This window comes from Pseudophaeobacter sp. 1A09344 (genome assembly GCF_041008745.1).
In the GTDB taxonomy this organism is placed as follows: domain Bacteria; phylum Pseudomonadota; class Alphaproteobacteria; order Rhodobacterales; family Rhodobacteraceae; genus Phycobacter; species Phycobacter gallaeciensis_A.
Map to the genome: position 1 here is coordinate 60,805 of NZ_JAXGFS010000011.1, position 20,616 is coordinate 81,420.

Annotated in this window: 20 protein-coding genes and 1 pseudogene; 3 read left to right on the forward strand and 18 right to left on the reverse strand. The window is 59.6% G+C overall.

Annotated features, from left to right (window positions below):
* Positions 1-34: 34 nt before the first annotated feature.
* Positions 35-556: pseudogene (locus SM765_RS17800) on the reverse strand (SDR family NAD(P)-dependent oxidoreductase); the annotation flags it as partial.
* Here SM765_RS17800 and SM765_RS17805 point away from each other — a divergent pair.
* On the forward strand, positions 507-1,484 hold the full coding sequence (locus tag SM765_RS17805) for an FAD-binding oxidoreductase (RefSeq protein ID WP_168733229.1): 978 nt from the start codon (positions 507-509) through the stop codon (positions 1,482-1,484). The pseudogene SM765_RS17800 and the gene SM765_RS17805 sit on opposite strands and share 50 nt — an antisense overlap.
* Positions 1,485-1,709: 225 nt before the next feature.
* Here the strand turns inward: SM765_RS17805 and SM765_RS17810 are convergent, their stop codons facing one another.
* The 10 genes from SM765_RS17810 to SM765_RS17855 form a co-directional block, all read right to left on the reverse strand.
* Entirely contained in the window at positions 1,710-2,906 is a 1,197-nt protein-coding gene (locus tag SM765_RS17810) for a phenylacetate--CoA ligase family protein (protein WP_232237126.1), read from the reverse strand.
* A 27-nt stretch (positions 2,907-2,933) separates the two neighbouring features.
* Complete coding sequence (locus SM765_RS17815; RefSeq protein WP_028095226.1) at positions 2,934-3,743, reverse strand: enoyl-CoA hydratase/isomerase family protein; 810 nt, start codon at positions 3,741-3,743, stop codon at positions 2,934-2,936.
* A gap of 28 nt (positions 3,744-3,771) precedes the next feature.
* Positions 3,772-4,923 (reverse strand): acyl-CoA dehydrogenase family protein, encoded by a 1,152-nt coding sequence (locus SM765_RS17820; protein WP_152467119.1) that lies wholly within the window; start codon positions 4,921-4,923, stop codon positions 3,772-3,774.
* Complete coding sequence (locus SM765_RS17825; protein ID WP_136340185.1) at positions 4,920-6,044, reverse strand: acyl-CoA dehydrogenase family protein; 1,125 nt, start codon at positions 6,042-6,044, stop codon at positions 4,920-4,922. The genes SM765_RS17820 and SM765_RS17825 overlap by 4 nt, the downstream gene beginning before the upstream one ends.
* Positions 6,031-6,480: a MaoC family dehydratase gene (locus tag SM765_RS17830; protein ID WP_136340184.1), complete on the reverse strand. Its 450-nt coding sequence runs from the start codon at positions 6,478-6,480 to the stop codon at positions 6,031-6,033. Before SM765_RS17830 ends, SM765_RS17825 begins: the two co-directional genes overlap by 14 nt.
* Positions 6,477-7,196 (reverse strand): transglutaminase-like domain-containing protein, encoded by a 720-nt coding sequence (locus tag SM765_RS17835; protein WP_152467118.1) that lies wholly within the window; start codon positions 7,194-7,196, stop codon positions 6,477-6,479. The genes SM765_RS17830 and SM765_RS17835 overlap by 4 nt, the downstream gene beginning before the upstream one ends.
* 63 nt (positions 7,197-7,259) lie before the next feature.
* Positions 7,260-8,396 (reverse strand): CaiB/BaiF CoA transferase family protein, encoded by a 1,137-nt coding sequence (locus tag SM765_RS17840; RefSeq protein ID WP_152467117.1) that lies wholly within the window; start codon positions 8,394-8,396, stop codon positions 7,260-7,262.
* 10 nt (positions 8,397-8,406) lie between these two features.
* Positions 8,407-9,264: a MaoC/PaaZ C-terminal domain-containing protein gene (locus tag SM765_RS17845; protein ID WP_172975947.1), complete on the reverse strand. Its 858-nt coding sequence runs from the start codon at positions 9,262-9,264 to the stop codon at positions 8,407-8,409.
* Between the two features lie 23 nt (positions 9,265-9,287).
* On the reverse strand, positions 9,288-10,439 hold the full coding sequence (locus SM765_RS17850) for a thiolase family protein (RefSeq protein WP_234163367.1): 1,152 nt from the start codon (positions 10,437-10,439) through the stop codon (positions 9,288-9,290).
* A 3-nt stretch (positions 10,440-10,442) separates the two neighbouring features.
* On the reverse strand, positions 10,443-10,820 hold the full coding sequence (locus tag SM765_RS17855) for a Zn-ribbon domain-containing OB-fold protein (protein ID WP_152467115.1): 378 nt from the start codon (positions 10,818-10,820) through the stop codon (positions 10,443-10,445).
* A 104-nt stretch (positions 10,821-10,924) separates the two neighbouring features.
* On the opposite strand from SM765_RS17855, the gene SM765_RS17860 reads away from it, so the two are divergent.
* A complete protein-coding gene (locus SM765_RS17860; protein WP_152467193.1) occupies positions 10,925-12,070 on the forward strand; it encodes a CaiB/BaiF CoA transferase family protein in 1,146 nt (381 codons plus the stop codon).
* 30 nt (positions 12,071-12,100) lie between these two features.
* Complete coding sequence (locus SM765_RS17865; protein WP_152467192.1) at positions 12,101-13,267, forward strand: CaiB/BaiF CoA transferase family protein; 1,167 nt, start codon at positions 12,101-12,103, stop codon at positions 13,265-13,267.
* A gap of 21 nt (positions 13,268-13,288) precedes the next feature.
* On the opposite strand, the gene SM765_RS17870 is transcribed toward SM765_RS17865, so the two are convergent.
* The 7 genes from SM765_RS17870 to SM765_RS17900 form a co-directional block, all read right to left on the reverse strand.
* A complete protein-coding gene (locus tag SM765_RS17870) occupies positions 13,289-14,446 on the reverse strand; it encodes an acyl-CoA dehydrogenase family protein (protein WP_081979662.1) in 1,158 nt (385 codons plus the stop codon).
* Between the two features lie 206 nt (positions 14,447-14,652).
* On the reverse strand, positions 14,653-15,579 hold the full coding sequence (locus tag SM765_RS17875) for an electron transfer flavoprotein subunit alpha/FixB family protein (RefSeq protein ID WP_152467191.1): 927 nt from the start codon (positions 15,577-15,579) through the stop codon (positions 14,653-14,655).
* Complete coding sequence (locus SM765_RS17880) at positions 15,579-16,337, reverse strand: electron transfer flavoprotein subunit beta/FixA family protein (protein WP_090029138.1); 759 nt, start codon at positions 16,335-16,337, stop codon at positions 15,579-15,581. The genes SM765_RS17875 and SM765_RS17880 overlap by 1 nt, the downstream gene beginning before the upstream one ends.
* A 42-nt stretch (positions 16,338-16,379) precedes the next feature.
* A complete protein-coding gene (locus SM765_RS17885) occupies positions 16,380-17,162 on the reverse strand; it encodes an enoyl-CoA hydratase/isomerase family protein (RefSeq protein WP_136340178.1) in 783 nt (260 codons plus the stop codon).
* Between the two features lie 11 nt (positions 17,163-17,173).
* Complete coding sequence (locus tag SM765_RS17890) at positions 17,174-17,950, reverse strand: enoyl-CoA hydratase/isomerase family protein (RefSeq protein WP_152467190.1); 777 nt, start codon at positions 17,948-17,950, stop codon at positions 17,174-17,176.
* 79 nt (positions 17,951-18,029) lie between these two features.
* Positions 18,030-19,280 (reverse strand): ABC transporter substrate-binding protein, encoded by a 1,251-nt coding sequence (locus SM765_RS17895; RefSeq protein ID WP_152467189.1) that lies wholly within the window; start codon positions 19,278-19,280, stop codon positions 18,030-18,032.
* Positions 19,281-19,377: 97 nt separating this feature from the next.
* Positions 19,378-20,616 carry an ABC transporter substrate-binding protein gene (locus tag SM765_RS17900; RefSeq protein ID WP_027238720.1) on the reverse strand — a complete coding sequence of 413 codons (1,239 nt, stop codon included), beginning with the start codon at positions 20,614-20,616 and terminating at the stop codon, positions 19,378-19,380.

Genomic DNA, 20,616 nt, shown 5'->3' on the forward strand with positions numbered 1-20,616 from the left:
TGATCAATGCCTGTCCCGCGTCAGTGGCAAAAAACTCACGGTTCAGGTCGGTTTCGATATAACCGGGGCAGATGGCATTCACCCGGATGCCATGCCGCGCCCATTCAAGCGCCAGAGACCGGGTCAGTTGAATCAGCCCTTCCTTGGACGCGGCATAGGCGGACACATGGCTGGCCACCCGTGTGCCCAGAAACGAGGCGACATTGACGATACAGCCCCCGCGTCCGGCATCAATCATCGCTTTGGCGGCGATACGTGCGACATGAAATGCGCCCTTGAGATTTGTGTCTATGATCGCGTCGATTTCGGCCGGCCCGTGTTCCAATGCGGGAAGAGATGCCGTCGTTCCGGCATTGTTGATGACAGTGTCAAAGACCCGTCCCTTCAGCGCGGCTTCCACCGACTTCGGGTCCGCCACGTCCATCTCTATCACATCGGCCTGCCCCCCTTCCGCCGCTATCTTTGCGGAAAGCTCAGACAAGCGGGCGACGCGGCGGGCGGCCAATGTGACGTCGACATCCTGCCCCGCCAGCAGTTCGGCGAAATGCTCGCCCAATCCCGAAGATCTGGCGGACGACTATCAATTCATCCCGGGCCAGTACGTCACGCTGCGCCGTGCCGATGATATCGATGGTGTGCGGCGATGCTATTCGGTCAGCTCCGGCCGAGACGATGGCGAGTTGCGCGTTCTGGTCAAGCTGCTGGAAGGCGGAGCGTTTTCCTCTTTCGTTCATAGCGAACTGCCACCGGGCACCGAACTTGATGTCATGACGCCCGAAGGCACATTCGGATCAAAGATACGACAAGGCGGACCACGCACCTATCTCGCCCTGGCCCCGGGCAGTGGAACTACTCCAATCATTTCGATCATCCGCTCGGTGCTTGCCACCGAGGCCGGGGCCAACTTCATCCTTTTTTACGGCAGTCGAACGCTAAGTTCCATCATCTTCCGCGACGAATTGAACGATCTCAAGGATACCTATCCCGGACGGTTCTCTCTTTTTCATACACTGACGCGCGAAGGCACCGATTCCCCACTATTCTCGGGCCGGCTTGATGCGGAAAAGCTGCGCAAGTTCTCCGGTGCCCTGTTCGCTCCGGCAGAAATAGAAGATGCTTTTCTTTGCGGCCCCGCCGAGATGATTCAGGAACTCAAGACCGCGCTCCGCGACCTAGGCGTTGAAGAGAACCGTTTTCATGACGAGCTGTTCGCTCCCGCCGATGCTGACAATACCGCCACCGTCACGCTTGCGCCGCTTACGGCGGAAGCCGCCACTGGAGAAGGAGTTCAGGTCACGGCGATCCATGATGGCACCGCCCGCAGCTTTGTGATGACACCTGATCAGGAAAGCGTGGTCTCCGCCGCCGCAGCAGGTATCGAACTACCCTATTGCTGCAAGGGCGCAATGTGTTCCACCTGCCGCGCCAAAGTTATCGAAGGCGAGGCAGAGATGACGCTGAACTATGCTTTGGAGCCTTGGTAGTTGAAGGAGAACTTTGTCCTGACCTGCCAGGCCCGTCCGAAAACCAAAAAACTGACAGTCGATTTCGACCACGTTTGACCTGTGCCGCTTTCCGCGACACCCCACGGGCGCGCGGGGCCGGGATCCCCAAGACCTTCGCCAAGTTGAAAGTCTTGGGTCCACGAAAACCCGCGTGCCAGTGTCGGCTAAAAGGTCGGATTCAGGCAAAGCGCACAGAACCCGATCTCAGCGGTCTTTTTGGTTGACGATCAGTTCTGCATTTTCGGGTAGTTCCGAAACAATGTTCACCTCGTCAGCACGAATTCGTGCATGCAGTTTGAAGGTATCAGCGGCGGCTGCTTCTGCGGCGGAAGCGTCGGCACCGTCTTCCAGCACAAGCGAGAGGCGGATCATGTCGCGATCGTTCTCGCGCGTTACCACGGCCTGCGCGGCCTTTGCGCCCGGCGTGCCGATGACAACTTCTTCAACCACGCGCGGATAAACGAAAATCTCGCGCACTTTGACCGCTGCCCCGACCCGTCCCTGCAATGCTGAAATCCGGCTGACGGTGCCATCCGCGTTGCTTTCCAGGGCAAAGGCGCTGTCGCCGGTGCCGAACCGGATCATCGGCCAGGTGGCATCGCGCGCGGTCACGACAACCTCGCCAGGTTCGCCATGAGCGACCTGTTCGCCGCTGACCGGATCGCAGATCTGCACCACGCGGTCGGGATGAACCAGGTAGCCTTCGCCGCCATCCTCATAGGCGACAAGGCCCAGATCGGCGGTGGCATAGGCGGCCCAGGTGGACACGCCGTATTCGGCCTCGATCCGGCGGCGCTTGGCCATCCAGTCGCCCATCTCACCGCCGAGGAAGGCTGTCTTCACCTTCCATGCGTCGCGGCCATAGGTTTCGATCACCTTGTCCGCCAGCGTCAGGAAAAACGCGGTCGAAGCGCAGATCGAAGTCACGCCGGTTTCGGCGATGATCTGTGCCTGAAGCTCCGTATTGCCGACGCCTCCGGGGATCACCGTGGCGCCTGCGGCCTGTGCCGCTTCGTCGAACAAAAGCCCCGCGGGCACCAGATGATACATCCAGGTGTTCAGGATGATATCCCCCGGCCCCACGCCTGCCGCCTTGAACAGCCGGTCAAGGCCGTGGCCGCCACCGTCCGAAAGGGCCGGTTCGAAAATCGGGCCGGGGGACACGTAGATCCGCCCGACATCCTTCAGATCCGAGGCCAGGAACCCGCCAAAGGGCGGGTTCTCGCGCTGGATCTTCAGAAGCTCTTCTTTTTTCATCACTGGAAGACGCGAGAGGTCCGCCACCGATGTGACAGCTGCCGGATCGAATCCGGCAGCCGTAAATCGCGATTTCAGGCCAGGAGCTTTTTCGGCCGCAGCGGCATAGGCTTGAGCTATATCTTTGTAGATATCATCAGACATTTCCATGCCTCCTCGTCCAATCGGGCGTTAAAGCGGGCAGTCCTTACGGAAGTTCGGCGCGCGCTTCTCGCGGTGCGACAACACACCTTCCTTGACGTCCTCGCTCATGAAGCCAAGCATCTCCAGCGCGGTCGACGCATCAAAGATCGGCCCGGCCTGGCGCAGCCAGTTGTTCAGCGAATACTTGGTCCAGCGAATCGCGCTTTGCGAGCCGTTGGCCAGTTCGACGGCTGTATCCAGCGCGATCTGCTGCAGCTCGTCATCCTCGACGCACATTGATACCAGACCGATACGCTCGGCCTCTTCGCCCGACACCGGCTTGCAGGTCATCAGATAGTATTTCGCCTTGGCCATCGAGGTCAGCAGCGGCCAGATAATCGCCGCGACGTCACCGGCGGCAACACCAAGGCGGGGATGACCATCGACAATCTTGGCCTTCTTTCCGGCGATCGAGATGTCGGCCAGGATGGCAACCACAAGGCCTGCGCCGGCCGCAGGGCCATTGATCGCGGAAATGATCGGCTTGTTGCAGTTGATGATGTTATAGACGAGATCCTTGGCTTCTTTCCACGTCTTCATGATCTCGTGCGAATTGCCAATCATGTTTTCGATCAGGCTGAAATCACCCCCGGCGGAAAATGCCTTGCCCGCACCGGTCACGATGACCGAATTGATGTCTGGGTCACGGTCGATATCGATCCACATGTCCGTCATCTGAGTGTGGGTTTCGGCATCGACCGAGTTGAATGTCTCGGGCCGGTCGAACGTGATGCGCAGGACGCGATCCGCCGGGTAGTCAAATTTCAGTTTATCGTATTTTGCATAACGATCCGACATGGTTCTATTTCCTCCGTGGGGTATTGAGTCAGCCAGGCAGTCCCAGGACGGCCTTGGACAGGATGTTTCTTTGGATTTCGTTCGATCCACCGTAGATCGTGGTAGGTCTGGCCTTGTAGAAACTCGCCAGAACATCGACACTTACGTTGCCGACCTGAAGCGGCCCGATGGAGCCGCCATCGGGACCGGCTGCTTCGATCATCAGCTCGGTGATGCGCTGGAAGCATTCAGTCACCCAAATCTTCAGCATGGACACATCCGCACCGAGCGTCTCGCCACGTTTGAGCTGATCTGCAAAACGGGCATAAAGCGCGGCATGATCTTCCACATCCAGTGCCGCCTGGGCAAAGCGGTCACGGAACACCGGATCGTCAAACGCGCCACGGCCACGGGCAAAGCTTTCAAGCTGTCCCAGAGCGTTCTGGGCCAGACTTGGCGAACCGATGAAAATGCGTTCGAAGCTCAAGAGAGCCTTGGCCATCGTCCAACCCTTGTTCAGCTCGCCCACGAGGTTCTCGCGGGGCGTCCGTGCATTGTCAAAGAAGACCTCGCAAAACTCGGTCTCGCCCGACAGGGTCGTGATGGTGCGCACCTCGACTCCGGGTTGATCCATCGGAGCGAGCAGGAAACTGATGCCCTGCTGTTTCTTCGGCGCATCGGGATCGGAGCGCACCAGCATGAAAATATGCGTGGCGTCATGCGCCATCGTGGTCCAGATCTTCTGTCCGTTGATGACAAAGTCGTCGCCGTCAATCTCTGCGCGTGTGCGCAGGTTCGCCAGATCGGACCCGGCGCCGGGTTCCGAATAGCCCTGACACCAGATATCTTCGCAACTCAGGATACGCGGCAGCCAGTAATCTTTTTGTTCCTGGGTGCCGAATTTGATGATCAGCGGCCCGACCATCTGCACGCCCATGTCGCGGCCGCGATTGACGCCCCAGCGCTGCTGCTCTTCGTAAAAGATCAGCAACTTGGCGGCGTTCAGCCCCATACCGCCGAATTCAGCGGGCCAGGCTGGCGCGACCCAGCCCTTGGCGTGAAGCTTGCGGTGCCAATGTTCGATCTCGGCGAACTTCGGTCGGTGCGGCAGGTGACGCAGCTCCTCGGGATATTCCGCCTCGAAGAACTGGCGCACTTCTTTGCGGAACTCTGCATCGGTCATAGCGTTCCAGTCGGTCATTGTGCTGCCCCCTCTGCTTCGCGTGCCTCGAACCATATCCGCCTGTGATAGGCATCGTCGCCCAACCAGGCCGACAGCACCAGCGCCCGGTTCAGGTAGAGCCCGATATCGAACTCATCCGTGTACCCGACGGCCCCGTGCAGCTGGATGGCGTCGCGGGTGATTTTCTTGGCGGCCGTGACGGCGCGCGCTTTGGCGCGGCTGGCAATCGGGGCCCGAACCTTCGGATCGGTTTCGCTGTCCATCTGCGCAAGCGCCTCCCGCACTCCGGCCTGCGCGACCTCGCACATCACGTTGAGGTCGACGGCACGGTGCTGGATGACCTGGAATGATCCGATCGGCTTGTCGAACTGCTCCCGCGTCTTGATGTAGTCGAGCGTGATCTCGAAGGCGCGCTCGCTCAGGCCGACAAGCTCGGCCGCGGCAAGCGCCGTTGCATCGGCGACAGCCTCGGCCAGTGCAGTGAGAACCGCACCGCTGCTGGCCAATTCCGCGGCCGGAGTTCCCGAAAACGAAAGCTCGCCCAGAGAGCTGCCATCCGCCTGCGTCCGCTTGTCGATGACAAGCCCCTGCGCGTCTGCCTCAGCCAGAACCAGAACCGGACCATCATCCTGTTCGGCCACGACAAGGAACCCGTGCGAACCGATCGCACCGACGACCCAGGCCTTGCTACCGGTCAGCTTTCCGTCCGCGTATCGGCAGGTCGCATCGGCAGGCGCCCCGTCGGGGCCGCGTTCCTGCCAGGCAACCGCCAATGAAATTTCGCCGCCGATGAGCTGTGCCATCTTCGGATGATCCGGACAAAGGCGGCGCAGAAGGCCGAGGCTCAGACCGATCGTCGACACGACCGGTTCCGGGGCAATCACACGGCCGACTTCCTCGGCGATGACACCCCCGGCGGCTAGGCCCATGCCAAGCCCGCCCTGATCTTCGGGCACCGCCACGCCGAAAACACCGGCCTCGGCCAGTTCCCGGACCATCTCCGGATCGAAACCGCCCCCGGCATCACGGAGTTGTCGGGCTCTGTCACTTCCGCCCGCCCGTTCAAACAACGTGCGCACGCTCTCGCGCAACAGGCGAAGGTCTTCTTGTTCGCTGGAAAGGATATCAGTTTGTGTCATTTTGTTTTCGCTGGATCATCACGGGGGTGTCGGTCGAAAAAACGACCTCGCCCTCGGGGTTTCTGGCGCTGAGCGTATAGTGCAAAACACCTCTGTCGGGCTTGCTTTTTGACGGTGTGACCGAGTTGACCGTCAGTTCGACATCAAGGGGTTCGTTCGGGTGCACAGGCCGCAGCCAGCGCAAATTGTCAAAGCCCATGCCGCCGATATTGGCAACATCGACCATCATCTCGGTCATGACCGGCTTGAACACCTCAAGCATGGTCTGAAAGCCCGAGGCGATCAGGCTGCCATGTATGGCGGTTGCATAGTCTTCATCGGTGTGCAGCCGCTGCGGATCCCATTCCTTGGCAAAGGCCTTTATTGAATCCGCGCTCATCGGAGCGCTGCGAAAGCGATAGACTTGGCCCGGCGAGAAGTCTTCCAGATACCTCAAGAGGCACCCTCCTTTGCGAAACCGTCATCGTATCCGCTCGCATCCTTGGATATTCGGATGCGGTTGAATTCTTCCAGCTTCGGATAGGTTTGCTTGAACGCCACCAGGAACTCACCCATCGGCGCGTCGAAATAGAGACCACGGTCGTTCACATATTCCATGTGCCGGTGATTCTGTTCGTCGAACTCATGAAAGAGCGCGTCGTGATAGCCGTCGAAGACCAGGGGTTTGACCCCGAATCTTTCACACAGTTCCATGTTGAATGCAGGTGTCACCTTGTAGGCCTCATTCCCCAACCACAGCTGAACATAGCCGTGGTAGATAAAGAGATCGGTCCCCATCAACTCCTGCAACTTGGGTGTATTCAGGTGGTTGCGCACATCCGCGAACCCCAGAGCGGCAGGGATACCCACAGCACGCAAACAAGCCGCCAGAAGAATTGCCTTGGGAACGCAAAACGCCGCTTCCGCCCCAGCGATACGGCTGGCACGGTAAGAGTCCTCATCCAGCGCAAAACAATAGGGATCATAGCGAATATCGTCGCGCACCGCTTCGAACAGGCGGATCGCCTTATCTCGATTGGTTGCGCCCACAGGAAGATCACGCAAAGCCGATGTCACGAAACCCTGCACTTCCAAGCTATCGCTTTCCACAAAGCGCGATGGCATGACATAACGCTCAGCTTCAGTCGGCAGGTCATCGTCAGACTTGTCCATTGGACCCTCCTTTTTTCTAACAATTGTTAGATTACCGATTCAAAACCTGCCCGTCAACGGGATTTACTCTGTCTTTGGTTGGTCCAAGCCATAACGCGTATTGTCTTCGCCCAGAGTGGCTGCAACTCCGACCGAATTTCCGGAAGAACGGAACTCCGGGGCAATTGGCAGCGGCAAAGCGGGCGCGTCCCGGCCGGAGATTTTTACGGTCCGCCCGAACACGTCACGCGCTTTGAAATGCGGGCCACGCGCCGCCTCGGCGGGCGTCTTCACGACCGAACAGCAGCAATCTGCCGCAGCCAGCAAAGGCTCCCAATGGGTCGAGGGGTGTTCCCTCAGACGACGTGCAACCTCTGCGGCACAGGCATTTGGATCGGACCAGTCATCGCGAAGGGCCACCGGCAAACCAATGACATCGCAGAACGACTGCCAGAACTTTTCTTCCAACGCGCCGACGGCGATCTGACGCCCGTCCGCAGCCGTATAAAGCCGATAACGGGCCAGGCCACCCGTCAGACGGCTGCAACCGCTTTCGATGTTCTGCCCGGCAATCACACCTTCGGCATGGGCCCAATAGGCAAAGGCGAACGCCCCCTCGGCCATTGCGATATCCAGATGCGTCCCCTGCCCGCTTGCCTGCCGCGCAATCAGGGCCAGCAGGATATTCATCACCGCAGGATAGGTTCCGCCTCCGATATCGGCGACCAGCCCGAACGGGGCTGTTGGCTGGTCATCCGGTCCGCGACTGAGCGACAGGATACCCGCATCACCGACGTAGTTGAGATCGTGGCCGGCGGCGCTGGCCTTTGGTCCGGTCTGGCCATAGCCGGTGATCGAACAATAGATGAGACCGGGATTGATCTTTCGCAACGCTTCATAACCAAGCCCCAGCCGGTCCATCACGCCGGGACGAAACTGCTCTACCAGAACATCGGCCTTCTCGATCAAAGGGCGCAGACGTTCCACTGCGCCCCTTGACTTGAGGTCGATGGCCACCGATCGCTTGCCGTGGTTCAACACGGCAAATCCGATGCTCTCTCCGTCGATCCTGGGCTCGGTTTGGCGCGCGTCCTCGCCGACTCCGGGCCGTTCGAACTTGATCACTTCGGCGCCGGCCTCGGACAGCATGAGCGTCGCCATCGGACCGGGAAGAAGGGTGCTGAAATCCAGCACCAGGATATCCTTGAGAGGTTGAGCCATCTTCATTGCCTCAGGCGAAGCGCGCTGCGCCGTTGTTCAGAACAACCACGTCGCGTGCAGGAATAGACGCTCGAAACCGGACCTCGCCGTCCTCTTCCCAGATTTCGAACCGCACGGTTTCGCCGGGATAGACCGGAGCCGAGAACCGAACATCCAGACCGACAAGCCGGGCAGAATCATAGTCAAGCAACGTCTTTAGAATCGCCCGGGCCGCCAGCCCATAGGTCGCCAGACCATGCAGGATCGGGCGGTCGAACCCGACAGAACGGGCCACATCCGGGTCAGCGTGAAGCGGATTGAAATCACCGCTGAGACGATAAATAAGGGCTTGGCGGGGCAGGGTATCGATATCACATATGTGATCAGGCGCCCGGTCAGGTAGCACTGCGGGTGCCGGACCTGCCTGGTTCTCACCGCCGAACCCCCCATCACCGCGACAGAAAGCCGACATCGCCACGCGCGCCAGTTTTTCACCGCTGTCCGCGTCGATAATATCACGGCTTTGGTAAATGACGGCTCCCTTGCCCTCGCCCTTGTCGGCGATGAAGTCGATCTTGCTGCGGCCGACAATCCGGCCATGTGTCGGCAGCGGCTTGTAGATGTCGAGCCACTGTTCTCCGTGCAGCACTTTTTGCCAGTTTACGCCGGTCTTGGGATCGCGCAGCCAGAAGCCGGGATACCCCAAAATGACCGCCATCGAGGGAACTGCCTTGAGCCCGTCCTCATAGACATAGGCCAGCTCCTTTTTGTCGGTCGGATCCTCGCCGAACCCAAGGCCGAGTGCATACAGGATGGTATCCCGCTCGGTCAGCGTCTGTTCGATTTCCTCAAAGTCCCAGTTCGACAGTGCCTCGAAATCCAATGGCATTTACTTTCCTCCCTTAGTTGCCGTCAGAGCGTGTTTTGCGATCCAAGTATCGCCGTGACCTGGCTGGACAGCACACCGCCGTTGCCATGCGCCAGCGCCAGGTCGATATCCTTCGACTGAATGCCCGGCGCGTCGCCACGGATCTGACGAGCAGCCTCGATCACTGTGAAGATGCCGTACATCCCGGGGTGCACGCAGGACAGGCCGCCGCCATTCGTGTTCACCGGCAAGACGCCGCCAGGCGCGATGCGTCCGCCCTCGACAAAGGCCCCTCCCTCGCCCTTGGCGCAGAACCCAAGATCTTCGAGAAACAAAATCGTGTTGATGGTGAAGGCATCATAGAGCTCGACCGCCTGGATATCCGCAGGGGTCACTCCGGCCGCCGCAAAGGCGCGCGCGCCCGAGTCGCGGGCCGCGGTCACGGTGAAATCCTTCATCTGGGAAATCTGCCGGTGCGAGCTTGCCGTCGCACTGCCCAGCACATAGACAGGCACCTTGGGGAAATCCCGTGCGCGGTCCGCGCGGACCATCACGATCGCGCCACCGCCGTCGGTGACAAGACAACAGTCGCGCACGGTCAATGGATCGCCCACCATGCGCGCGCCCAACACGTCTTCTCGGGTCAGCGGGCCGCGCTCGAACGCTTCGGGGTTGTGTTGTGCCCATGCCCGCGCAGCAACGGCCACGTCGGCCAGCTGCTCTCGGGTGGTGCCATATTCATGCATGTGCCGGGCTGCGGCCATCGCATAGGCCGAGATCGGATAGCGCGGATTATATTGCGCCTCGTAGGCCGGCGGACGTGAAGCGGTCACGAGTCTGCCCGATGCGGTGCGCTGGTTGGAGCCATAGACGATAAGAGCGACATCACACAGACCGGCATCAAGCGCCATGGTCGCGGACGTCAGGTAGTTTACGAAGGACGAACCGCCCGACATCGTGCCATCAATGAAACGGGGCTGGATGCCCAGATACTCCGCCGCCATAAGCGCCGGCATGCTGTCTTCCATCATGGTGCAGAACAGCCCGTCGACGTCGGACAGTTTCAGCCCGGCATCGCCAAGCGCCGCAAGCGCAGATTGCGCCATGACATCATAGGCCGTCAGGCCATGGGCTTCTCCGAAACCGGCATGACCGGTTCCCACGATGGCGGATTTCCCCCGAAGTTCTGTGGTCATGACTTATACCTCCGACGGCTTGAAGAGCACGGCCGGAACACCCTCGGCCTCGCCCACGAAAGCGGTTACAGCCATGTCGATGGCGACCTCACCCGGTGCAATGTCTTCGACCCGGCTCATCATTCGAACGCCCTCTTGAAGCTCGACCATGCACACGTTGTAGTCGCCACCGCGGTTTTGGCTGCGGCGCACGACGGTTGTGGTGTAGACCCGTCCCTTGCCGGTGGCCTGCTTCCACGAAATCGCGGCGCCATGACAATGTGGACACAGGACTCGCGGGAAAAAGTGATAGGCCCCGCAGTCGTCGCACTTGGGCAGCAGGATCTCTCCCTCTGCCAGCGCGCGTTGGAAAAGCTGGTCTGGTCCTTTGGCATCCTGCATAGGCGTTCTCCTTCAAGCGACCCAGTCTTTGTTCAAGCGTATTGATAATCTTTCTAACAATTGTTAGATTTAGTCAACCTTTCAGGATCAATTGAGAGAAACTCATGTCAGGTTCAGACTTAGCCCCCCTTTCCGGCAAACTCGTCGTTGCGCTGGAACAGGCAGTCGCTGCGCCTTTTTGCTCCTCGCGGCTGGCCGACGCCGGCGCGCGCGTGATCAAGATCGAACGCAAGGGCGCAGGCGATTTCGCCCGCGCCTACGATACCGCCGCCAACGGTGAAAGCGCCTATTTCACATGGCTGAACCGAGGCAAAGAATCGGTCGCCTTGGACATTAAAGCCGACGAAGACCGTGAAATCCTGCTCAGGATGCTGGAAAACGCAGATGTGTTTATTCAGAACCTGCTGCCGGGCGCGCTGGCCAAGCTGGGGCTCGATTCCGCGAGTCTGCGAGAGAGCTTCCCGCGTCTAGTGACCTGCGACATCACCGGATATGGCGAAGACGGCCCGATGCGCAACGCCAAGGCCTATGACCTTCTGGTGCAATGCGAGAGCGGTCTGGCATCAGTGACCGGTACACCCGACGGACCAGGACGGGTGGGCGTGTCGGTCTGCGATATCGCCACCGGTATGACAGCCCATGCTGGAATCTGCGAAGCACTTGTCGGGCGTGATCGCACCGGCAAGGGCAGCGGCGTTTCCGTGGCAATGTTTGATGTGATGGCCGACTGGATGTCGGTTCCACTGCTGTATCACGATTACCTTGGCAAGCCGACACCTCGTGTCGGACTGAACCACACGGTCATTTGCCCGTACGGGGCCTATGAATGCAAGGACGGTCAGCTTGTCGTCATTACCGTGCAACACAACGGCGAATGGCAACGGTTCTGTGAACACATACTGGGCGATGCGGCTTTGGCAACCGACCCCCGGTTCCATGACAACACGTCGCGAATTGAAAACAAACCCGCGCTCGAAGTTCTCATCAAGGACGTGTTCGCCTCGCATGACCGCGCCGAGATGCTGAAGCGGCTTGACGCTGCGGGCATTGCCTCGGGCGCGGTGAACGACGTGGCGACCCTGTCCGGTCACCCCCAGCTTGACCGGTCCGTAATTCGCACGCCTTCCGGTGAAATCAACGTCCCGACCCCCCCGATCCGGCGCAGCCTCGGCGAAACGGCACTGGGCCCCTGCCCGGCCTTCGATGCGCAAGGCAAGGCCCTTCGCGCCGAGTTCGGCCGTTGTTCATAAAAAACGGTAGGCAACTAAGTGGACAATCAAATGACCGATGAGAACAATCCGGCGATCCTTCAAGACGTGAAGATCGTCGATCTGACTTCTGTAGTTTTCGGACCTTTGGCGACGCAGATGCTGGGCGATCTGGGGGCCGATGTGATCAAGGTGGAAGGCCCCGAGGGCGATCTTCTTCGCCAGGTCCAGCCATCGCGCAACAAGCTGATGGGGGCCGCTTTTCTGGGGACCAACCGTAACAAGCGCAGTGTCGTACTCGACCTCAAAACACAAACCGGTCTCGATCAGTTGCGCAAACTGCTCATCGATGCCGATGTGATGATTTCGAGCATCCGGCCTGCGGCGCTTGCCAGATTGTCTTTGGATCCCGAAACCCTGCGCCAGGAAAACCCGAACCTGATCACGGTATCCGCCACCGGTTTCGGACAGGACGGGCCCTATGCCGCCAAGCCAGCATTCGACGATTCCGTCCAGTCGGTGTCGGGATTGGCCAGCCTGGCAACCTTGCGCGACCCCGAGGCACCGCCCGCTTATGCCCCGACAATTCTGGCCGACAAGCTTGGCGGCGTGACCGCCGCCTATGCCGTGATGGGCGCCCTGTTCCACCGCGAGCGTACGGGACAGGCCCAGCATGTCGAAGTTCCGATGTTTGAGACGCTGGCCGCCTTCCTGCTGGCCGAACACATGGATGGCGCCACCTTCGAGGAGACTCCGCAGGATTTCGGCTATGCCCGCATGCTGGTTCCGCACCGGCGTCCGGTTCAGACCGCAGATGGCTACATCACCATTCTGCCCTACACCAACGTGCAATGGGCGCGGTTCTTTCAGGCGGTCGGGCGCGACGACATGATCGACCATGTCTGGGTCACTGACATGGATGCCCGAAGCCGCAACATCGGCGCAGTATACGATATGGTGGCGCAGATTGCGCTGACCCGGACCACAGATGAGTGGCTTGACCTCATGGAGCAGGCCGACATACCCGCCATGCCAGTGCGCAACCTGTCAGATTTGCCGAACGATCCCCATCTTGCCGCAACCGGGTTCTTTCAACGGATTGATCACCCGACCGAAGGTGCGATCTGGACGACACGCCCGCCGGCTCGCTTTTCGGCGACCCCTGCGCGACATGATCATCGCCCGGCCCCGCGACTTGGGGAACACAGCGACGAAATTCTGGGACCGGGCAGGGAATAGCCCCACCCGGCACCGGACGGATCAAACATCCATCGAGCGTGCGATCAGTTCCTTCATGATCTCGTTGGTGCCGCCATAGATCATCTGGACCCTGCTGTCGGCATAAAGTCGCGCGATGGGGTATTCCATCATGAAACCGTAACCGCCGTGCAGTTGCAGGCATTCATGCATGACCTCGTTCTGCGTCTGGCTGCCCCACCATTTCGCCATCGAAGCCGTGGCCGCATCAAGTTCGCCCGCTTCAAGACGCGCGAGCCCGTCATTTACGAAAGAACGTAGCAATTCGGCCTTGGTTTTGCATTCCGCCAGTTTGAAGCGTGTATTCTGGAAGTCCATGATCCGGCTTCCAAATGCCTTGCGGTCCTGAACATATTTCACCGTTTCATCGATCGCAAAATCAATAAAACCGAGCGCGGTAATGCCGATCATCAGCCGCTCCCAAGGCAGCTGCTTCATCAGCTGGTAGAACCCCTGCCCCTCTTCCGGACCAAGCAGGTTCGCCGTGGGCACGCGCACATCCTCGAAGAACAGCTCAGCAGTATCCGAACCTTTCATACCCAGTTTCTTCAGGTTCCGTCCCCGGCGAAAGCCCTCGGCGCCCTCGGTTTCCAGAACGATCAACGAAACGCCCTTGGCGCCGGCGTTGCGATCGGTCTTTGCCACGATAACAACGAGATCCGCCGTGTGCCCGTTTGTGATAAAGATCTTCGAACCGTTGATCTTGTAGTGGTTGCCATCCTTTTCCGCATAGGTTTGTACGTTCTGGAGGTCAGAGCCCGTTCCAGGCTCGGTCATGGCAATCGCCGCAACGCTGTCGCCGCTGACCAGTTTCGGCAACCACTTTTTCTTCTGTTCCTCACTGCCATATGCGTTGAGATAATGGATTACGATGGACTGAATCCCATAGCCCCAACCCGTATCACCGGTGCGCCCCTGCTCGTAGACGGTAATCGCGTCGAACCCGATGCCGCCACCGAAACCACCATATTCTTCGGCAATCGAGCCACCCATGACACCCTGCTGACCGACTGTTTTCCAGAAGTCGCGGTCAACAATTCCCTGCTCCGCCCATTTTTCAATCTTCGGAGCCATCTCTGCATCGAAAAGCCTGCGTGTACTATCGGCGAACATCTTGTGTTCATCCACTGCCCAACTCGGGGAGTTCTTGATCAGAGACATGTTTTATTCCTATCGAGTCATGCTTGCATTGAGGAAATCTAACAAGTGTTTTTTTTCTCGACAATGAACCCGAGCCGTTCTGACGGAGCGTCACACGGCTTCGGACCGTGCGCATCCGGATTTTTCCAATCAACGCGCCGCCCATTCGGCTCGTACAAAAAGGCCCGACAAAACAGGCGGGCCTTTTTGTAATTTTTGCAATGGACTTACAGCTTGTCGGTCAGTTCAGGCACAGCTTCGAACAGGTCGGCGACCAGACCGTAATCGGCCACCTGGAAGATCGGGGCCTCTTCGTCCTTGTTGATCGCGACGATGATCTTGCTGTCCTTCATGCCCGCAAGGTGCTGGATCGCACCCGAGATGCCGACGGCAATATACAGGTCAGGCGCGACCACCTTGCCGGTCTGGCCAACCTGCCAGTCGTTCGGTGCAAAGCCCGAGTCGACGGCGGCGCGGGATGCGCCAACGGCGGCGCCCAGCTTGTCGGCCAGTTTCTCGATCAGCGCGAAATCGTCTTCCGAGCCGACGCCACGGCCGCCCGACACCACGATACCGGCCGAGGTCAGTTCGGGACGGTCGCTTTCGGCGACCTTGTCTTCGACCCATTCCGACAGGCCCGAAGCGGAGGCCCCGCCCACGGTTTCCACGGCGGCCGAGCCACCGGTGCCGGCCGCGTCGAAGCTGGCGGTGCGGAAGGACACGACCTTTTTCGCGTCGCCCGATTTCACCGTCTGGATCGCGTTACCTGCATAGATCGGGCGCTCGAACGTGTCGGCATCGACCACGCCCGAGACGTCGGTCAGCATCATCACGTCCAGCAGCGCGGCCACGCGGGGCAGCACGTTCTTGGCGTCGGTGGTGGCGGGCGCCACGATGTGATCGTAATCGCCTGCCAGCGACACGATCAGGTCGGCGGTCGATTCCGCCAGGCGATGACCCAGCGCGGGGTCTTCGGCGACCAGCACCTTGGCCACGCCATCAATTGTCGCGGCTTCTTTCGCGGCGTCGGCGGCGGATGCGCCGGCGCACAGAACCGTCACGTCGCCCAGGGCCTTGGACGCGGTGACCGCCTTTGCGGTCGCGTCCATCGACAGTTCACCATTGTTGACTTCGGCAAGAAGAAGAACAGCCATCACACCGCCCCCTTTTCCTTGAGTTTCGCAACCAGCTCGTCGACCGAGCCAACCATTTCACCGGCGGCGCGTTCGGCCGGCTCGGACGTCTTGACCACGGTCAGGCGCGGGGTGACGTCGACGCCGTAATCGGCGGCGGTCTTTTCATCCAGCGGCTTTTTCTTGGCCTTCATGATGTTGGGCAGCGACGCATAGCGCGGTTCGTTCAGGCGCAGGTCGACGGAAACGACGGTCGGCATCTTGACCTTGATGGTCTGCAGGCCGCCATCGACCTCGCGGGTGACGACGGCGCTGTCGCCATCGATGCCCACTTCCGAGGCAAAGGTCGCCTGGCTCCAACCGAGGATCGCCGACAGCATCTGGCCGGTGGCATTCATGTCGTTGTCGATCGCCTGCTTGCCGCAGAGAACCAGACCGGGCTGTTCCTCTTCCACGACCTTGGCAAGGATCTTGGCCACTGCCAGCGGCTCGATATCCTGGTGCACGTCATCCGCTGCGACGACCAGGATGGCGCGGTCGGCGCCCATGGCCAGTGCGGTGCGCAGGGTTTCCTGCGCCTGTTTGACGCCGATGGATACCGCGACGACCTCTTCGGCTTTTCCCGCCTCTTTCAGGCGGATCGCCTCTTCAACGGCGATTTCGTCGAACGGGTTCATCGACATCTTAACGTTGGCGAGATCGACACCGCTGCCATCCGCCTTGACGCGGACCTTCACGTTGTAGTCGATCACGCGTTTCACAGGCACGAGTACCTTCATTGGCGTGGGCTCCTTGAGTTTTGCGATAAGGTTTCAACCGAGCTAACGGTCTTTGAATTCTGGAGTTCTTTTTTCCGAGAACGCTTTCATCGCCTCGGGAAAGTCATGCGCGCACAGCAAAACGCTTTGGGCATCGCGCTCGATATCCAGCGCCTCGAGATAGCTGCACTCGGCTGCGGCGCGCATCACACGCTTGGCGGTCTGAACGCCAAACATCGGGTGCGTTGCAATCTCGCGGGCAATTTCCAACGCCCGTACCTCGACCTGGTTGGCCGGCACGCATTCTTCGACAACGCGCAGGTCCCTAGCGGTGCGTCCGTCGATCTCGCGGCCCGTGAGCACCAGCATCCGCGCCACCCCCGCACCGGCACGCTGTTGAAGCAGCCAGCTTGATCCCGTGTCAGGACAGCCGCCGACGCGCGCAAAAACTTCGCACAGCCGGGCATCTTCGGCAGCAACGACAATGTCCGCCGACAAGGCCAGGCTTAAACCCGCGCCAAAAGCCACGCCGCATACCGCGGAAATCAGAGGTTTGCGAAACAGATAGGCCGCGCGTCCGCCATCGTGAACCAGCTCCACCATTTCCGATGTCGCCTTTGCGCCTTTCGCGATCTCAGACTGAAACCCGACAAGATCGCCGCCGCTGCTGAAATGATCGCCACCGGTCATAACAACGACACGGATCGTAGCGTCCCGTTCGGCTTCGCGCAGGAGCGCCACTAGTTCTTCGACGAACCCGATGCTGTAAGGGTTGCGTTTTGTCGGCTGAAGAAACCGCAGGATTCCGACAGGGCCATCCCTGTCCAGGCGAATAAGCTCAGTCATTCAAGCCTCCATCAGGTCCCGGTCCAGACGGGTGCTCGCTTTTCAGCAAAGGCCTTTGGGCCTTCAATCGCGTCGTTGCTGGCGTAAACCACCTCGTGCAGGCGCTTGCCCTCTTCCAGACCACCGGCACAGCCAAGATCCATGGTTGCGCGAACACTGCCTTTCGCGGCAACAACCGACAGCGGGGCCGCGCTGGCAATGCGTTTGGCAAGGTCGAAGGCCCGTGCGCGGACAGCATCGGGAGTGTCTTCGATATAGTTGGTGAACCCGTATTCGTGCAGGCGCTCGATCGGCATCAAGTCGCCGGTCAGAACTATTTCCATAAGGATGGGCTGCGGCAGCATGGACAATGCTGGCGATGCCCAAGGCGATCCACGACCGATCTTTACTTCGGTGATACCGACCTTGGTCCCCTTGAGACCGACCCGCAGATCGCAATTCAAAGTCAGCATCATTCCGCCCGCCATCAGCGACCCCGTCATCGCCGCGATGATCGGTTTCTTGCAGGCGCGCATTGTCTCGTGAAACGGGTCGCGCATCTTGGTCAGAATATCGACGCCCTCGTCGCGTGCGATTTTTGTGGCTTCCTTCAGATCCAGTCCGGCGCTGAACACGCCACAATCGGCCGAAGTCAGAATGGCCACACGAACGCTGTCATCCGCCTCGATCTTTTCCCAAGCATCGGTCAGCCCGTTCGTAGCCGCCACGGAAAGTGCGTTTTTGCGTTCGGGCCGGTTAATACAGACGGTTGCAATTCCGTCTTCGATCTTCACGTCAATGGGGCTCATGATACCTGCTTCGCTTTCTCGGGACAATCTAACTGCGGAAAGCTTCCCCGCGACGTGTCTGCCGCGGGGAAGCCCAGTCTTATTCGACGGTGAAAGTCGCCGAGCTGTGCTTGATGACATCCCAAACAACGTCGAGATAGTCGGCGCTCCAGTCGGTCAGCGGAACCCAGGTTTCGCCATTCCACTGTTCGACCCGGGTCTTGCCACCACCTCCGTGGTCTTTGTCGGTCACTGTAACCGGGGCCATGATGCCGTTTCCATCGAAGTTCTCGATCGATTCAAAGGCATTCTTCATGGTTTCCGGTGTGATCGGCCAACCGTTTTCGGTAATCGCAATACGCGCAGCTTCGAAACCGGCCGAGTAGATCGCCATGCCCGTATTGTAGTACACGTCGCGCACGAGGCTCTCGGGTCCGCTGCCCTTGCCATTGGCATAGTAGGTGTCCAGCATCGTCTTGACGATCGGAACTTCCTGGCCACCGGCCACGTTCGTCCCGCGCAGGATGCCTTTCGCCTCTTCCGCGCCGATATTGGCGATATCGACTTCGTTCAGCCAGTTCACCGACAGATAGCGGTCGATCGGGAAACGGTTGCGGCGCATTTCCTTCGAGGCGACCACATGCCCGCCCGCCAGCAGCCAGCTGATCACGTAGTCAGGCTTGTCGCGGCGGATTTTGCTCCATGCGCCGGCCTGATCCGACCCGGGAAGCGGCACGGGATACAGCTCCAGTTCGAACCCTTCCTTTTCGGAAAGCGTTTTCAGGATCTCGATCGGTTCCTGGCCAAAGGGATAATCCAGATAGATGAACCCGATCTTCGCCTTGCTCAAGTCACCGCCCATCTGACCCTTGATGAAGGCAACGTCATTTGCCGCCTGCTGCCAGTACGTCGGACCGACCGGGAAAACCCATTCGAACACTTCGCCGTCCACCGCGTCACCGCGGCCAACAAAGGACTGCATCAACACGTTGCCGTCCTTCATCGCACGCGGCAGAACCGCGTTCGTGACCGGCGTGGACAGAAAATTGAAAAGGAAAACGCCTTCGCGCTTGAGCTGCTCGTAGCATTCCACACCGCGCTGCGGTTCGTTGCCGTGATCGCGAATGATGACTTCAACCGGATGCCCTTCGATACCGCCATTTTCGTTGGTGTACATCGCGAGATCCTGCGCGGCCTGGGCCACCTGCGGCGAAATGAACGTGTAGGATTTACTGAGGTCGAAGCAGAGTCCGAAGCGGATCGGCTCCTTGTCCTGCGCTGAGGCAACAGTCGCGCTTGCTGCCAGCGCAGTAGCAAGTACCACTGCCTTAATGTGCTGTTTGACTTTCATGTTTTCTCTCTCCCGTTGGTTTGGTTTGGGGCGGTGATACCGCTTTGTAAACGCCGCTGCCGCCCCGCGTAGCGTCGCCCTTCCTGCTACCAGTCTTTCACTGCTCGTATTTCGCGGAACTCTCTTTAACCACACCCCACACAACGTCCGTGTACGCAGAGATCCAGTCGGTTTGCGGCACCCAAGTCTCTCCGTCCCACATTTCGATACGGGTCTTGCCCCCGCCGCCATGATCTTCGGCCGTCACCGTAACGGGGGCCATCAGCCCGTTCGCGTCATAGCCCTCAAGCGACTCCAGTCCGGCCTTGTAGGATGTCGGAGTGATCGGCAGCCCCTCGGCTTCCGCCGCCTTGCGCGCGGCTTCGAACATGATCGAATACATGGCCAGCCCGGTGTTGTAGAAAACGTCCTGCGTCTTCTCGATCGGGCCGGATCCCTCGCCCTTGTCATAAAGCTCGGCCATGATTTCCTGATACAGGGCAATATCCTGACCGCCCACGACATTGGTCCCGCGCTTGATACCTTTGGCGGCCTCTTTACCGATGTTGGCGATATCGACTTCGTTCAGCCAGTTGACCGAGATGTATTTGTCCATCGGAATGCGATTGCGCTTCATCTCTTTCGAGGCAACCACATGGGCACCGCCCAGCATCCAGACGATCACATGATCGGGCTTGTCGCGGCGCACCTTCGACCACACGCCGGCCTGGTCGCTGCCAGGCAGTGGCACGGGGTACAGTTCAAGCTCGAAACCCTCTTTCTCGGACAGGGTTTCCAGGATCTCGATCGGCTCCTGCCCGAAGGGATAATCGAAGTAAACAAACCCGACCTTCACATCTGACAGATCGCCGTCATGCAATTGCTTGATGTAGGCGACATCGTTGGCGGCCTGTCCCCAATAGGTCGGCCCGATCGGATAGACCCAATCGAAGACGGTGCCATCAACGGCATCGCCGCGCCCGACAAGAGACTGCATCAGGATACGCCCGTCTTCCATGGCCCGCGGCAGGATAGCCAGAGACACCGGAGTGGACAGGGTATCGAAAACAAAGACGCCCTCGCGGCTGAGTTTCGAGTAGCACTCGATTCCGCGCTGCGGTTCGTTCCCGTGGTCACGCACGATGACTTCGACCGGTTCGCCACCGATGCCGCCCTTCATGTTGATGAGCTTGGCAAGGTCCATCGCGGCCTGCGAAACCTGCGGCGTGGCAAAGGTATAGGCTTTGCTGAGGTCGTAGCAGATGCCGATCTTGAATGGCTCGGCCAGCGCCTGGGTGCTGAACACTGCTCCTCCGAACATGGATAGTACAGCCAACGCTTTGGTAAATTTCTTCAT